Here is a 13,561-nt window from a genome sequence, read left to right as displayed (position 1 = left end):
ACGGTGCGGGGTACGTCCGTCGGCCGCGAGCCCGCACCCCCGGGGGGTGCGGTGCCCGGCACCGGCGGAGGGTCAGTCGTCGAGGCGGACCGGCATCAGCAACGAGAAGGTCTCCTCGTCGTCGGGGCGGCGGATCGTGATCGGGGCCGTGGGGGTGACGAGCTCGAGGGCCAGTCGGTCGTCGGATCCGGCGGCCAGAGCGGCCACGGCGTCGAGCAGGAAGTCACGGTTGACCGCCACCCGGCCCTGGTCACCGTCGGCGTCGGCATGGAGGGTCACCGTGCCGTCGTCCTGAGCTGCGAGCACGCTGAGGGGCTGACCTCCGTCCTCGCCGGAGCGCACCGGGCCGGTCTTGAGGGCCTGCCGGAAGGCGGCCGCGTCGACGAGTACGCGGCGTCCCGCGGTCGGCGGGATCAGACGGCGGTAGTCGGGGAAGTCGTGGTCGAGGCGCGGACCGGCCGCCTGCCGGTCCCCGGCCTCCAGCGTCACACGGTCGCCTTCCACGGTCAGCCCGACCGCCCCCACGCCGTCCAGCAGCGCCCGCATCGCGTCGGCGAGCGGGGTGGGCACCACGACCTGCACCCGGCCGCCCTCGTGCCCGGCGACACCGGTCCGCGCGACCGCCATGCGGTAGCGGTCGGTGGCCACGACATGGAGGCTCTCGCCCTCGATGTCGAACAGGATCCCGCCGAGCATCGGCAGGTCCCGGTCGGTGCTCACCGCGAACCGGACGGTGTCCAGCGCGGCTGCCAGTTCGGGTGCGGCGAGGGACAGCCGGACGGCGGCGGTACGGAGCGAGGTCATGGCGTTCTCCCGGTGATCGAGTACGGCGCGGAGCGCGGAGAACTCCTCGCGGGCGGCGGACAGTCCCCGTTCGAGACGGCCCAGGTGTGCCTCCAGCAGCATGCGGACCAGTTCGGCGTCCGCGCCGGACCAGCCGGCCAGCACCAGCCTGATGTCCGCCAGCGGCATCCCGGCCCGGCGCAGACGGCCCAGCAGCCGGGCCTCCTCCACCTGGCCCGGCTCGTACCAGCGGTATCCGCTGACCGGATCGACCCAGGCCGGCACCAGCACGCCGGCCCGGTCGTAGAACCGCAGGGCGCTCACCCCCAGTCCGCTGTCCCGGGCCGTCTCGCCGATGCTGCGCATGTCGTTCTCCACACCCGGAACTCTGGGCCCTGCACAAGGTCGAGGGTCAAGCGCGGGGTGCGAGCACGCGGCTTCGCTGTCGGCCTCCCCGCGAGCACATGCCTTCCCTGCCGGCCTCGCCTCACGGCCTCAGTGGTGGTGGCCCCGGCGGCCGAGGGTGTGCACGGGGGCGGCGCCGGGGCGGGTCCACTGAGGTACGGGACGGCTGGTGGGGCCCCAGGTGGGTGTCCCGTCCGCGTCCGAGCGCCAGCTCCAGCACGCGGCGAGGCCCTCGGGCCAGTCCTCCGGCTTGTCCTCCCACGCCTCGCCGCGACCGTAGGGCGTCATGTCCAGCAGGCCCATGGATCCGTTGACCCGCTCGTTGCCCCGGCCCGTCGTGGAGTAGGTGAGGAACGTGCGGTCGCCGTCGCGGAGGTAACAGGTGAGGTGGCCCATGTCGCCGCCGACCGGCGGAGCCACGTCACGCACCGAGTACCAGGGCTGCGTGTAGCCCATGAACGCGACGTACGCGGCCACCTCGTCCGCCGGTCCCGAGGTCAGGACGGCGAAGGAGACACCGCGGGCGTTGAGGTAGACGGCGTCCTTGAGATGCCACGCCGTCGTGGTGCAGCCCTCGCACTGGCCCTGGTGCGGCGCGCCGTCGTACCACATGTGCTTGTAGACCACGAGCTCGTCGCGGCCCTCGAACAGGTCCAGGAACGGCACGGGTCCGTCGGGCCCGGCGACCTCGACCGCGCCGTCGAACTCCACCATCGGCAGTCTCCGGCGGGCCGCGGCGATGGCGTCGCCCTCGCGCGTGTGGGCCTTCTCGCGGACCAGCAGTTCGTCGCGGGCGCGCTGCCAGGTGGCCAGGTCGGTCACGGGCGGACGGCCGGGGCGGGTGGGGGTCCGGGGCGCGAAGTCGTCCGGGGTGGTCGTCATAAGTCCTCCGTGGGTCGGGGCGCGGTGCACGGGTGAGTACGGCGGCCGCGGGCAGGGCGCGGCGTACAGCACCGGGGACCGGTCACCGGGACAGACTGCGGCTCCGGCCCGAACTCATCGCGCTCGCGCGGGGGACTTTCGGCGCTGCGTCGGTTCCTGCACCGTGGGCGCTTGTCCGGGCCCTGGCGCCGTCGAGTCGGCAGCACCGCGGGCGTGGCTTCTCACCCGCTTGGTGCGCACGACCCCGCTCACCGGTGTTTGACGCCCGCCTCCGCCCCCGGAGCGAGGGTCGGTTCGGTGATCGGGGTGTCGCCGAGGGCCCGGTCGACGGCGGTGAGGACGTCCTCGGTCAGTTCGATCCCCGACGCCGCCGCGTTCGCGTGAACCTGTTCCGGGCGGGAGGCACCGGTGATCGCGGAGGCGAGTTCCCTGCGGCGCAGGACCCAGGCGAGGGCCAGGGTCGGCAGATCGAGGCCCGCCTCCTCGGCGATCGGGACGAGGCGCTGGACCGCTGCGAGGGTGGCTTCGCTGTAGACGAGGTCCTGGGAGACCGCCATGTCCGCGGAGGCGAAGCGACTGCCCTCCGGCACCGGCTGCCCGGGCTTGTACTTGCCGGTGAGGACACCCTGGGCGAGCGGGGACCACACGATCTGGGAGATGTCGTGCGCGGCGCAGAGGTCGAACACCTCGGCCTCGGGCGCCTGCCACAGCAGGGAGTACTGCGGTTGCGAGGAGACGAACAGGTCGGGCCCCGCGAGGTCGATCGCCGCCTGGATCTGCTCGGGGGTCCACTCGCTGAAGCCGATGTAGCGGGCCTTGCCCTGAGCGACGACCTTCTGGAAGGCCTCGACGGTGTCCTCGATCGGCACGGTGGTGTCGAAGCGGTGTGCCTGGTAAAGGTCGACGTGGTCGGTCCTGAGGCGGGTGAGGGAGGCGTCGATCTGCTTCGCGATCTGCTGTGCGGAAAGACCCCGGTCGGCCGGGTCGTCCGACATCGGGAAGTAGACCTTGGTGGCCAGGACGTAGGAGTCACGCGGGTGGGCCGAGAGGATCTCGCCCCAGGCGGTCTCCGCCGCTCCCCTGCCGTACGCGTTGGCCGTGTCGAAGAAGTTGATGCCCGCCTCGAAGGCCGCTTCGGTGCAGGCGCGGGTCGCGTCGGCCTCGACGCCGCCGGAGTAGGTGAGCCACGAGCCGAGGGAGATCTCCGAGACCTCAAGGTCCGAGCTGCCGAGTGTGCGGTACCGCATGAGGGCTCCTTCTGGACGGCGGTGGCCGGGGTCCGTTCCGGTGTGGGCGCCCGGCGACCATGCCCGTACCCCGAACCGCGGTCTTCATCGGCCGGCGAGGTGAGGGCCGCTGTCGAACCGCCCGACGCACCGCGTTCAGGGTTGTCGACAAAGGGAGCGGTGAGCCGACCCTGCGGTTCGGCCGAAGGTCCGCTTGGCCTACCCTTCGGCTGATCGAAGCGCCCATGACCAGGGGCCGAGGCGGGGGAAGACACATGACCTATCGACGTGCGGTGATACCGGCGGTGTTCGGAGGACTGCTCATCACGCTGCTGATGTGGTGGGCGGGCGCGAGCGCCGAGGCGCTCCAACTGCGCGGCAGCACCGGAGTGTTGGGCATCGACTCCGTCAACGAGCTGCGGAGCTGGCTGGCACCCTGGTCGTACGGGGCCTCGACGGCGTCCGTGGACCCCGGCGCGGTCGGCGCCACCCGGTACGCCGACCTGTACAGGACCGCGATGCAGATCCGGTTCGTGGCGCTCTTCGGGGTGTTCACGGCCGGTGCGCTGCTGCTGATCCGCGGGCTGCCGCCGACGCGGCGCCGTACACCGGCCCTCCTGCTCGCGCTGTGGGCCTGGGGCCCGGTGGCCTGCACGCTCGCCGTGACACTCTCCGCGCCCTGGCTGCTCGCCTCCCGGGAGCACGGCAGCTTCCGGATCCTGCCCCAGCTGGCCTCGGTGATCTCGTCGAGCGGGCCGGTCGCGGTGTTCGCGGGGCTGTTGACCGCTGGGCTCACGGTGCTCGTGGCGCGCGTCACGGTCAAGGGCGAGGCTCCGCTGCCCCGGCGGGCCGTACCGCCGCGCGCCGCGCGTCTCGCAGCGAGCGTGGGGACCGCGATGGTCGCGCTGTCGCTGGTGGTCCTTTCGTACGTGTCGGTCGCGGGCTGGATCCAGACCTCGTTCAGCGGCCGGGGGCTGCTGTCCGAGCCCGGCGATCTGCTGCGCGAGTGGCTGCTGCTGGGCAGCTGGGCGGGCCCGTCGACCGCCCCGCTCGGCGACTGGCTGCTCTACAGGGCCGCGGATCTGCTGACCCTGGCCGTGGTGTGGTGGTCGCTGCGACTGCTGCCCGGCCTGCTCACCCGGATCACGGTCCCGGCGATGGCGGTCGGGGCGGTGTGCGCCATCCTGCTCGGGCTGCTGGCGAGCGAGCTCCTGCGCACGGTGGCCGACGACACCGTCACCGTGTGGGGCCCGGTGCACCTGTTCTCGGGTCTCGGCTCGAACGTGCCCGCGGCTCTGACCTTCGGCGTCCTCGCGGGCACGGCGGCGTGCGCGGCACTGCGGCTGACCGGCGGCGGGGACGGAGACGGCAGGGACGGAGGCGGCGCGGACGGGGACGGGGACGCCGTGAAGTCGCCCGAGCCGCAGCCGCAGATCTCGCCCGTCAGTCCTCCGCAGGCATGACCCGGGTCACCTTGCCCTTGGGGGTCGCCTCCAGATAACCGGCCTGGCTGTACTCGTTGCTGAGGTAGACGGCCATGCCGAGCGGGGTGTCGAAGGTGTCGTTGGGCGGTCTCACCACCACGTAACTGCTGTTGGGGTTGTCGACGTTGAGCTTCTTGCGCGCCTCCGCGAGCAGCACGGGCACCTTGTCCCAGTCGAAGCCGTCGAGCCGGAAGGGCTGGTTGCCGCCGGCGAGGCTGCCCTTGATGATGCCCTTCTCCACGCCCCGCCCCGCACGGTAGGTGTAGGTGTCGTACTTGCTGTCGCTGCCCTTGACCATGACCTCGACGGACACGAAGTCGTCGTAGGCGGTGAAGTCACCGAACCGGTCCCTGCCGGTCTCCTTCTCGATCGCCGCGACGGCGGTGCGGATGCCGTCCGGAGTGAGCAGGCTGGTGCCGGCCGAGCCCCTGGACTGCCGACCGGCGGGGGCGGCGGTCGGGGAGCCGGCCGATTCCCGCGCCGAGACGACGGCCGAGGTTCCGGGGTCCGCCGAGGCGCCCGAGCCGCCGGAGTCGTTCCCCAACGGCAGCAGCCACCACATCAGGACCAACGCACCGGCGAGCGACGTCCCCGCGACACCGAGCACCACCCTCAGTGCGGGGCGGCTCCCACGGCCCACCCGCACGGGTGAGGTCAGCGGCTGGGGCATGACCGGGCCGGGCCCGGGGTGGACCGGCGGCGGCCCGAACCCGGTGGGGACGGTCGAACTCCCGGGGGCGGCACCGCCGTAGGGGGTCGTCGGGGCGGCGAAGGCCCCCGGGCCTGTGTACGTCGGGGCAGGCGTGTGGGGGCCGATCTGCTGGTTCGGCAGGTAGGGGGCGGGCTGGTGCCAGGCGGTCGCCGGGACGCTCTGCCCCGACTCGATCCCGGCCAGCATCCGGTCCAGTTCGGCGGACGACGGCCGCGCCGCCGGATCGCGGACGAGCACGCTCATCAGTACGTCACCCAGGGCCCCGGCCCGGACAGGTTTCGGCACGTCGTCGTTGAGGACGGCGGCGAGGGTGGCCAGGGTGTTGGCCCGGCGCAGCGGGTGGTGGCCCTCCACGGCGGCGTACAGCATCATCGCCAGCGACCACAGGTCGGAGGCGGAACCGCCCTCGTGACCCGAGATCCGCTCGGGCGCCATGAAGTCGGGGGTACCGATGATGGAGCCGGTCACGGTGAGGCTGGTCGTCTCGCGGATCGCGGCGATGCCGAAGTCGGTGAGGAGGGGGCGGCCGTCGGGTCGCAGCAGGACGTTGGCCGGCTTGACGTCCCGGTGCTGGATGTCGGCCTCGTGCGCGGCGATGAGCGCGGCCAGCACTCCCCGGCCGATCCGGGCCGCCTCGGCGGGCGGCATCGGTCCCTGGGCCAGCCGGTCGGCCAGCGAGCCGCCGGTGACCAGTTCCATGACGATCCAGGGGTAGGTGCCCTCGCCGCCGTCGACGATGTGATGGATGGTCACGACGTTCGGATGGTCGATCCGGGCGAGGGCCCGCGCCTCGCGCAGCACCCGCTCCCGCAGGGTGCGCGCACCGTCCGGGTCGTACTCGGCGAGGTCCGGGTCCGGCGGACGGACCTCCTTGACCGCGACCATCCGGTGCAGAGCCAGATCCCTGGCCCGCCAGACCGTGCCCATCCCGCCGCCGCCGAGGCGGGCCTCCAACTCGAAGCGCCCGTCGACGACTCGTCTGCCGGGGCCTTCGCCTGCCTCACTCATGGACGGGAGCATAGTTGTCGTCACCGACAGCCTTCGCCGCCCCCTGGGCCGGGACGCCGGCCCTCCTGGCGTCAGTGAGCCGGGGTGCCCTCCGCCGTGCGGTGGGCCGTGGCGGTCTCACCGGACGCGGACTGGATGACGTGCTGCGTGGACTCGGCAGGGGCCGCACCCTCGGCCGGGGCGGCGGTGGACTGCGTGGTGCCGTCCTCCTTCATCGCCTTGGCCTCGCTCTTGAGGATGCGCATCGACTTGCCCAGCCCGCGTGCGGCGTCCGGCAGCTTCTTGGACCCGAACAGCAGAAGGAAGAGGATCACGACGACCAACAGGTGCCAGGGTTCCAGTCCGTTGCGGAGCATTCCGTACGTCCCTTCTCAACGCTCATTGTTGCCAGCTTGCGCAACTGTACAACCCCCGGCCTCGATCCGGTGTCACTCGTCGGAGTCCTTCTTGCCGGTCGCCGCCGCGTAGGCCTGCGCCGGTGTCATGGGGACCCCGTTGAGCTCCACCGTCCGGTAGGGGCTGACCTTGGCGCAGGTCTTGGCCTGGTCGGCGGTCTGGGCGTGGGCGTTGGAGACCGCGGCCTTGGTGTCGGCGGGCGCGTGGGAGGAAGCGCCGCCCGGGTAGGTGCTGCCGCTCGTCCAGTCCGCGCCGATCACCAGGGTCAGGCCGGTGCCCGAGCCCTGTTCGAGATGGGAGGCGGACAGCCCGAGCGCCTTGGCGGCCGTCTGCGCCGCCCCTTTCTGACCGGTGCCGTAGGTGAGCGTGGTGGTCGTCGCGGGGCTGGGGGCGTTGGCCGTGGTCGTGGCCGAGCTGAAGCCCTGCTGGGTGAGCGCGCTCGCCACCTCGGAGGCCCGGCCGGTGATCGTGGTGCCGTTCTCCACGGTCACAGCGACCTGGGAGGCCGGCACCGCCGCGGCCGTGGGCTTCGCGCCGGCCGCCGCCGACTTCTTCCCGGAACCGGTGGTCAGGGACTGGTCGTCGACGATGCTGGAGAACAGGTCCTTGGCGCCCGATCCCACCACCACACGGTTGCTGTTGGTCGGGTCGGGGGCGGTCTGCATCGTCGTGAAGGTCATCCGCTTGGTGGGGACCTTGTTCACGTCGTCCGCGAGCGAGATCAGCTTCTTGACGCTGCCGAGGCCGTCGTCGACGGTCAGCGCCTTGGTGGCGGCGTCGGCGAGGTCGTAGACCGCGGTGGGGTCGGTGAGGGTGCCCGCGCTCTTGAACTTCCGGATCATCGCGCTGAGGAAGATGTGCTGCGAGACGGTACGACCGAGATCGCTGCCGTCCCCGAATCCGTGCCGGGAGCGGACGAACTCCAGGGCCGCCTGGCCCTTGAGGGTGTGGGTGCCCTTGGACAGCTTCAGGTGCGAGTAGGTGTCGTACACGTTGTCGCTGACGCACACCGAGACACCGCCGACCGCGTCGGACATCTTCACCACTCCGGAGAAGTCGAGCTTGACGAAGTGGTCGATGGGGATGCCGGTGAGCTGGTGGATGGTGGCCACCTGGCAGGCGGGGCCGTACTGGAGGGCGCTGTTGATCTGGCCGAAGTAGCCAGGCGTGGACTCGCCGCTCTCGCTGTCCTTGCAGGCCGGGACGTTCACCATGGTGTCGCGCGGGATGCTCATGACGGTGGCGTTGGAGCGGTCCGCGGATATGTGCACCACCATCTGCACGTCCGCGTTGCCGTTGCCGGTCTGCACACCGGTCCGGGAGCAGCCGCCGCCGAGCTTGCAGTCCGCCTTGCTCGTGCGGCCGTCGGAGCCCATCACCAGGATGTTGATCGGGGTGCGGCCGAAGGCGTCGGCCTTCTCCGAGCCGCCCTTGCCGTCGAGCGCAACGCTGTTGATGTTGCCGTTGAGGTGCTCGTAGAACCACCACCCCACGCCGGCGGTGCCCAGCACCAGGATCGCCAGACACAGCCCTGCGATCTTCAGGATCCGCCTGCCGCGACGCGCCGGGCGTGCGCGGCGGCGCGAGCTCCTGCCGCCCTGCGAACGGGTCGCCGCCCGGGCCGCGGCCCGGCCTCCGGGCCGGTGTGCTCCGCCGGATCCACCCGCGCGCTGTCCGGGCACCTGGTCGGTGCGGCTGCGCGTGGCCTGACCGCCCGGGACGTCCCACCGGTCGCTCATCTACCACTCCCACGAAACGGTCGGGCCCGTCGGGCCGGGCCGAGGGGTGGGCGGCCGGGCGTGGGCGACGGTGTACGGGCAGGCCGGGCGCGAGCTCGACCTAGGTTGCGTAGTTGCGCAATCTAACAAATCCGTGGCCCGGCCAGCACGGAGCCCGCGGGATTTCACAGGTGAGGCATCTCATGGAGGAACGCGGCAACCCCGTACACATCTCAGCCCTCCCCCACGGCCCTCCCCGCCCAGGTCCAGTTCGCGTGCAGCTTGTCCGGGTACGCCCGGGCCTGACTGCCCGGCGTCACAGCGCGGGCGAAGGCCGTCAGGTTGCCGCCTGATGGGCACGCGCGCACGGAGGGGTCGTACTGCGCGGGGCCGTACGACGACGTACAGGGCCAGGGCGAGGACGACCGCGGGCAGCAGGCGCCGACGCCAGACGCCCGGACCTCGGACATGCCTCTCCCCCTACTTCCGTCCGGCGTCCTTCGTACCGGACGGGGACTAAGAGCGGCGTGAGGCGATGCCGTGGGCGGCCGGGACGGTACGGGCGGTCAGCTGGCCGACCATCACGCGGACCACGGTCACGATGTCGGGGTCGTCGACGTAGTAGACCTGCCTGCGGCCCTCGCGGCGGGAGCGGACCAGACCGGCGAGTTTCAGTTTCGCCAGGTGCTGGCTGACGGCGGGGAGCGCGCCGCCCACCCGGTCGGCGAGGTGGGTGACATCGCTCTCGCCCTGGGCCAGCGCCCACATGATGTGCAGTCGGGCGGAGGAGGCGAGCAGTCCGAACACCTCGGCCGCCTCGGCCAGTACCTCGGCGGACGGATCCTCGAAGCCACCTGCGAGTGTCGCCACAGTCCTCTCCTGCCCCGCCCCGGTCACGGTGAACACACGTGTGCTGTCTCAGTGTAAGGGCCGGGGGCGGGGACCCGGCGGGCGCACTGTCAGTTCATCACTTGCGCAATGTAATAAGTCCGTGAAGGAACGTCGACGACTTGCCGCCATTCTCCGGCCGACCCCACCGCGACCGCACATCAGTCCATAGGCTTGCGCAAACAGGCAACTTGAAGCATCGGGGCCGGGCGGAGTCCGCCCGGCCCCGACCCGACCGGAGGACTACGACGTGGGCATCATCGGCTGGATCATCCTGGGCCTGCTCGCCGGAGCCATCGCCAAGATCCTGCTGCCCGGCCGCGACCCGGGCGGCCTCATCGGCACCACTCTCATCGGCATCGCGGGCGCGTTCGTCGGCGGCTGGCTCTCCTCCCGCCTCCTGGACCGCCCGGTGGAGAACCACTTCTTCGACCTCTACACCTGGGGCTCGGCGATCGCCGGCTCCCTGGTCCTGCTGATCGGCTATCGCCTGCTGTTCGGCAACTCACGCGACTGACCGGACAGTTGGCGCCGCTCACGGAACAGAACGGCGAGCGGCACGCGGACGCCGTATCCCACGCCTCGCCGGGTGACGGCGGCGCCGGCGCTCTCGACGCGGGAGAGCTGGTGCTCGGCGAGGTCGAGCAGGGCACGCTGCAACGGCCGGAACCCCGGCACCGTGACGTCCGCCAGGGCCCGCGAGTCGCTCAGGGACTTCCTGGTCCTGCGACAGGTCAGGGCCACCAGCTCCCTCACGGCCGGGGTGTCCTGCCCCTGCTCGAGGTCGGCGCGGGTGACGCCCAGGCGGTCCAGGTCCTCCTGCGGGAGGTAGAGGCGCCCTTCCTTCAGGTCGTCGGTGAGATCGGTCAGGAAGTCCAGGCGCTGGAGTCCCTCGGCGAAGGACCGGCAGCGGGACCGGAAGACCTCGTCACCGCCGCCCTCGTGCTGGAGATCCTCGATCAGCATCAGGGCGGGCAGGGCGAGATGGTCGACGTACCGCTGGAAGTCGGTCTCGGTGGCGTGGCCCGCGAAGTGCAGTTCCTCGGTCGTGGCCTTGAGGTAGGTGTGCACCCAGTGGTGGGGCAGCCGCCGCACGGCGACGGTGTGCAGGAAGGCCCGCAGCACCGGGTCGTCGGCGTGGCCGGAGCCCAGGCCGTCGGTGACCTGCTCGGCCCAGGCGTGCCAGCGCGGCAGGCGTTGCTCCAACGGCCCTTGGTCGGCGAGGTCGTCGGTGCGGGCGAGGAAGGCGTAGGAGGCGACCACGTGCGGGTGCAGGGCCGGGGTCACCAGCAGGCGTACGGCCGCGTAGTGGGCGAGGATGCGACGGGCGAAGACCCGGGCGGCGGTCGAGTAGTCCGCGCGCAGAGCGGGGTCCCCCACCCCGGCGGCCGTCAGTCTGCGGTCCCAACTCGGCACGTGTTCCCACCCCTTGCTCGCCCACGGCATCTCCGGGCGACCTTAGTCGTCGCCGGGCCGGCCGTCCGACGGTCCGGTCACGGGGCGGAGACCGTGCGCACCGGAGAGGGGCGATCAGGTCGTGCGGAGTGGAGGCCGGCGGCGGTCGGGCGGCGGGGGTGCGCTCGAGCCGCGGACGACGAGTTCGACCGGGGGTTCTCCGGCCAACGCCGGCTCGGCATCGGGGTGCTCGACGGCGTGCACGAGCACCCTGACGCCTTCCCGCGCGGCCGCCTCGAAGGGCTGACGCACGGTGGTCAGCGGCGGGGAGACGTAGGCGAACACGGGCTGGCCGTCGAATCCGACGACACTGATGTCCGCCGGCACCCGCCGACCCGCTTCCCGCAGGGCATGGACGAGACCGATGGCCATCTCGTCGCCCGCGGCGAACACCGCGGTCACCGACGCGTCCGAGGCCAGCTCACGCCCGGCCGCGTATCCGGACTCCGCCGACCAGTCGCCGTTGAGCAGCGGCGGCTCGTGCGCACCCCGGGCGGCCAGCGCGTCCCGCCAGCCCTCGATCCGGTCCTTGGTGACGTACCACTTCCGGGGACCGGCGAGATGGTGGACCGTCTCGTGCCCCAGCTCCAGCAGGTGCTCGGTGGCGGCCCGTGCCAGCTCCCGCGTGCCCAGGCTCGCCGTCAGCGTCCGGGAGCCCGTGAAGGAAGGCGGTGCGCCGAGGAAGAGGACGGGGACGTCGACGCGGAGCGGCACCTGTCCCTTGACGAAGGGTTCGGAGACGATGACCCCGTCCACGCCCTGCTCGAGCAGTGACCCCAGCGCGTCAGCGATGCCCTCCGGGGCACCGTCGGGCGTGTTGATCACACGGAGCGCGTACCCGGAGTCCCGTACGGCGTGCTCGATGTGCACCAGAAGGGAAGCGGTTCCATAGCCCGCGGTGCCCAGGGCGACGACGCCGAGGGAGCGGGTGCGCCCGGAGGCCAGGGCCCGGGCCGCGTGGTTCAGGCGGTAGCCGAGTTCTTCCGCGGCCGCGAGCACACGACGTCGCGCCTCGTCGGAGACGTACGGCTCGTCGTTGAGCACCCGGGAGACCGTCTTGCGCGACACCCCGGCCAGCCGTGCGACGTCCGCACTGCGTGGCACGGGCGCCTGCGGGTCGCGCCCTGCTTCCGGTGTCATGAACTCTCCTGTGGATCTGTCCCTCGGTGCAGGTCAGCGGGGATGACCGCGCGGTCTGACCGCGCGGTCATGTCTACGGCGCCCACGACGGACGCGTCAAGGGTTCGGACCGGACGTACTCAGCGGCTCAATGTCCGAAGTTTCCCGGAAAGCGCTTTCCCAAAGTCCGGGCGGAAGGGCATCAGGCCTGTTCAGCCCGCAGGCACCGGGACGGTCCGACCCGTGGCAGCCGACGCCGGAACCGGTCGCGAACCGTGCGGGTGCTCGCTCTCGCCGCATCCCGCCTCAGCAGATATTCGGACACATGGTCTTGACATCAGCCCTGTCCAACGCCCAATCTTCGTGGCATCGCGATCGCCTCTGTGCGATCACGTTTGATTCTGATCAGTTGGTGAAGTCCTCCTCACCACCGTCACATCGGGTCGCCGTACCGAAGCCCGGGTACGACCGCCCTGTCAGGAGCCGCAATGCGTGACATCTCCCCCTCGGGTCCCTCTCTTCCTTCGCCGAGCCGCCGCAGTCTGTTGCGGGGTGCGGGTGGTGCCGTGCTGCTCGCGGGTGCGGGTGTGCCGTTGCTGAGTGCGTGTGGCAGCAGTGGTGGTTCGTCGGATCCGAAGACGGTGACGTTGGGGTCGAACGCGTCGGATGCCGTGCCGAAGAAGGGACCACAACACGTTCCAGGAGCAGATCAACTCCTACCTTCAGGGCACGCCGGACGACGTGTTCAACTGGTTCGCCGGGTACCGGATGCAGTTCTTCGCGCAGAAGGGACTGGCCTCCCCGATCGACGACGTGTGGGAGAAGATCGGCGGCAACTTCCCGGACGCGATGAAGAAGCTGTCCAAGGGGGCTGACGGCAAGTACTACTTCGTGCCGCTGACGACGTATCCGTGGGCGGTGTTCTACCGCAAGTCCGTCTTCGCCCAGCACGGTTACCAGGTCCCCACCACGTGGGACGGCGACAAGGACGCCTGGCCGGCGATGGGCACGTTCGACCAGATCAACTTCCGCCTCAACGGCTACGACTTCCACGTCGAGCTACCACCAGGACGGTTTCATGGGCCGCACCTGGCAGGACGCCGCCCAGACGCTGGTGTCCAAGAAGGCGGGCATGTATCTGCTGGGCACGTTCGTGGCGCAGCAGTTCAGCAACAAGGCGGACCTGGACGACCTGGACTTCTTCGCCTTCCCGGAGATCAATCCGACCTACGGGCAGGACACGGTCGAGGCGCCGACCGACGGGTTCATGGTGAGCAAGTCGCCGAAGAACCACGACGGCATGGTGAAGCTCCTGGAGTTCCTGGGGACGCCGGCGGCGGAGGAGATCTATTTGAAGTCGGACCCGAGTGTGGTGGCGGCTTCGAACAAGGCGTCGACGGCGTCGTATTCGCCGTTGCAGAAGAAGGCGTACGAGATGATCTCGGGGGCGAAGAGTCTGACGCAGTTCATGGACCGTGACTCGCG

11 protein-coding genes and 1 pseudogene are annotated in these 13,561 nt (G+C 71.2%); 3 read left to right on the top strand and 9 right to left on the bottom strand.

Annotation, left to right across the window (positions count from 1 at the left end; genetic code table 11):
• Nucleotides 1-72: 72 nt before the first annotated feature.
• From IF54_RS0130230 to IF54_RS0130220, 3 genes are all read right to left on the bottom strand, one after another.
• Nucleotides 73-1,149 carry a MerR family transcriptional regulator gene (locus IF54_RS0130230; RefSeq protein ID WP_078852169.1) on the bottom strand — a complete coding sequence of 359 codons (1,077 nt, stop codon included), beginning with the start codon at nt 1,147-1,149 and terminating at the stop codon, nt 73-75.
• Nucleotides 1,150-1,278: 129 nt separating this feature from the next.
• Nucleotides 1,279-2,070, bottom strand: coding sequence for a DUF899 family protein (locus IF54_RS0130225; protein WP_030324477.1), 792 nt, complete (start codon nt 2,068-2,070; stop codon nt 1,279-1,281).
• Nucleotides 2,071-2,318: 248 nt separating this feature from the next.
• On the bottom strand, nt 2,319-3,317 hold the full coding sequence (locus tag IF54_RS0130220) for an aldo/keto reductase family protein (protein ID WP_030324476.1): 999 nt from the start codon (nt 3,315-3,317) through the stop codon (nt 2,319-2,321).
• A gap of 254 nt (nt 3,318-3,571) precedes the next feature.
• Between IF54_RS0130220 and IF54_RS0130215 the strand changes: the two genes are divergently transcribed.
• On the top strand, nt 3,572-4,759 hold the full coding sequence (locus IF54_RS0130215) for a hypothetical protein (RefSeq protein WP_063754974.1): 1,188 nt from the start codon (nt 3,572-3,574) through the stop codon (nt 4,757-4,759).
• On the opposite strand, the gene IF54_RS0130210 is transcribed toward IF54_RS0130215, so the two are convergent.
• The 4 genes from IF54_RS0130210 to IF54_RS0130195 all read right to left on the bottom strand — a co-directional run bounded on the left by IF54_RS0130210 (nt 4,740) and on the right by IF54_RS0130195 (nt 9,484).
• A complete protein-coding gene (locus tag IF54_RS0130210; protein ID WP_030324473.1) occupies nt 4,740-6,500 on the bottom strand; it encodes a serine/threonine-protein kinase in 1,761 nt (586 codons plus the stop codon). The genes IF54_RS0130215 and IF54_RS0130210 overlap by 20 nt on opposite strands.
• A gap of 71 nt (nt 6,501-6,571) precedes the next feature.
• Entirely contained in the window at nt 6,572-6,856 is a 285-nt protein-coding gene (tatA, locus tag IF54_RS0130205; protein WP_030324471.1) for a Sec-independent protein translocase subunit TatA, read from the bottom strand.
• A 72-nt stretch (nt 6,857-6,928) separates the two neighbouring features.
• The gene (locus IF54_RS0130200; protein ID WP_234439099.1) at nt 6,929-8,635 is read right to left on the bottom strand and encodes an LCP family protein; all 1,707 of its coding nucleotides are present in this window, start codon (nt 8,633-8,635) and stop codon (nt 6,929-6,931) included.
• 495 nt (nt 8,636-9,130) lie between these two features.
• Nucleotides 9,131-9,484, bottom strand: a complete 354-nt coding sequence (locus IF54_RS0130195; RefSeq protein WP_037820805.1) for an ArsR/SmtB family transcription factor — start codon at nt 9,482-9,484, stop codon at nt 9,131-9,133.
• A gap of 268 nt (nt 9,485-9,752) precedes the next feature.
• Between IF54_RS0130195 and IF54_RS0130190 the strand changes: the two genes are divergently transcribed.
• Nucleotides 9,753-10,019 (top strand): GlsB/YeaQ/YmgE family stress response membrane protein, encoded by a 267-nt coding sequence (locus IF54_RS0130190; RefSeq protein ID WP_030324463.1) that lies wholly within the window; start codon nt 9,753-9,755, stop codon nt 10,017-10,019.
• On the opposite strand, the gene IF54_RS0130185 is transcribed toward IF54_RS0130190, so the two are convergent.
• Together IF54_RS0130185 and IF54_RS0130180 are read right to left on the bottom strand one after the other, a co-directional pair.
• Nucleotides 9,986-10,918 (bottom strand): squalene/phytoene synthase family protein, encoded by a 933-nt coding sequence (locus IF54_RS0130185; RefSeq protein WP_063754976.1) that lies wholly within the window; start codon nt 10,916-10,918, stop codon nt 9,986-9,988. The two genes, IF54_RS0130190 and IF54_RS0130185, sit on opposite strands and share 34 nt — an antisense overlap.
• Nucleotides 10,919-11,032: 114 nt before the next feature.
• Nucleotides 11,033-12,097 (bottom strand): LacI family DNA-binding transcriptional regulator, encoded by a 1,065-nt coding sequence (locus tag IF54_RS0130180; RefSeq protein WP_037820804.1) that lies wholly within the window; start codon nt 12,095-12,097, stop codon nt 11,033-11,035.
• Between the two features lie 467 nt (nt 12,098-12,564).
• On the opposite strand from IF54_RS0130180, the pseudogene IF54_RS39865 reads away from it, so the two are divergent.
• Nucleotides 12,565-13,561 (top strand): annotated as a pseudogene (locus IF54_RS39865) (ABC transporter substrate-binding protein); the annotation flags it as partial.

Origin of the sequence: Streptomyces sp. NRRL B-3229 (genome assembly GCF_000719505.1) — a bacterium.
In the GTDB taxonomy this organism is placed as follows: Bacteria; Actinomycetota; Actinomycetes; order Streptomycetales; family Streptomycetaceae; genus Streptomyces; species Streptomyces griseorubiginosus.
This window is presented reverse-complemented; position numbering and strand designations above follow the sequence as displayed.

Bases quoted from the DNA above. Each gene is read 5' to 3' on its own strand.
- IF54_RS0130215 (WP_063754974.1), top strand. From the start codon at position 3,572: ATGACCTATCGACGTGCGGTGATACCGGCGGTGTTCGGAGGACTGCTC.
- IF54_RS0130210 (WP_030324473.1), bottom strand. From the start codon at position 6,500: ATGAGTGAGGCAGGCGAAGGCCCCGGCAGACGAGTCGTCGACGGGCGC.
- IF54_RS0130200 (WP_234439099.1), bottom strand. From the start codon at position 8,635: ATGAGCGACCGGTGGGACGTCCCGGGCGGTCAGGCCACGCGCAGCCGC.
- IF54_RS0130220 (WP_030324476.1), bottom strand. From the start codon at position 3,317: ATGCGGTACCGCACACTCGGCAGCTCGGACCTTGAGGTCTCGGAGATC.
- IF54_RS0130230 (WP_078852169.1), bottom strand. From the start codon at position 1,149: ATGCGCAGCATCGGCGAGACGGCCCGGGACAGCGGACTGGGGGTGAGC.
- IF54_RS0130225 (WP_030324477.1), bottom strand. From the start codon at position 2,070: ATGACGACCACCCCGGACGACTTCGCGCCCCGGACCCCCACCCGCCCC.
- tatA (WP_030324471.1), bottom strand. From the start codon at position 6,856: ATGCTCCGCAACGGACTGGAACCCTGGCACCTGTTGGTCGTCGTGATC.
- IF54_RS0130180 (WP_037820804.1), bottom strand. From the start codon at position 12,097: ATGACACCGGAAGCAGGGCGCGACCCGCAGGCGCCCGTGCCACGCAGT.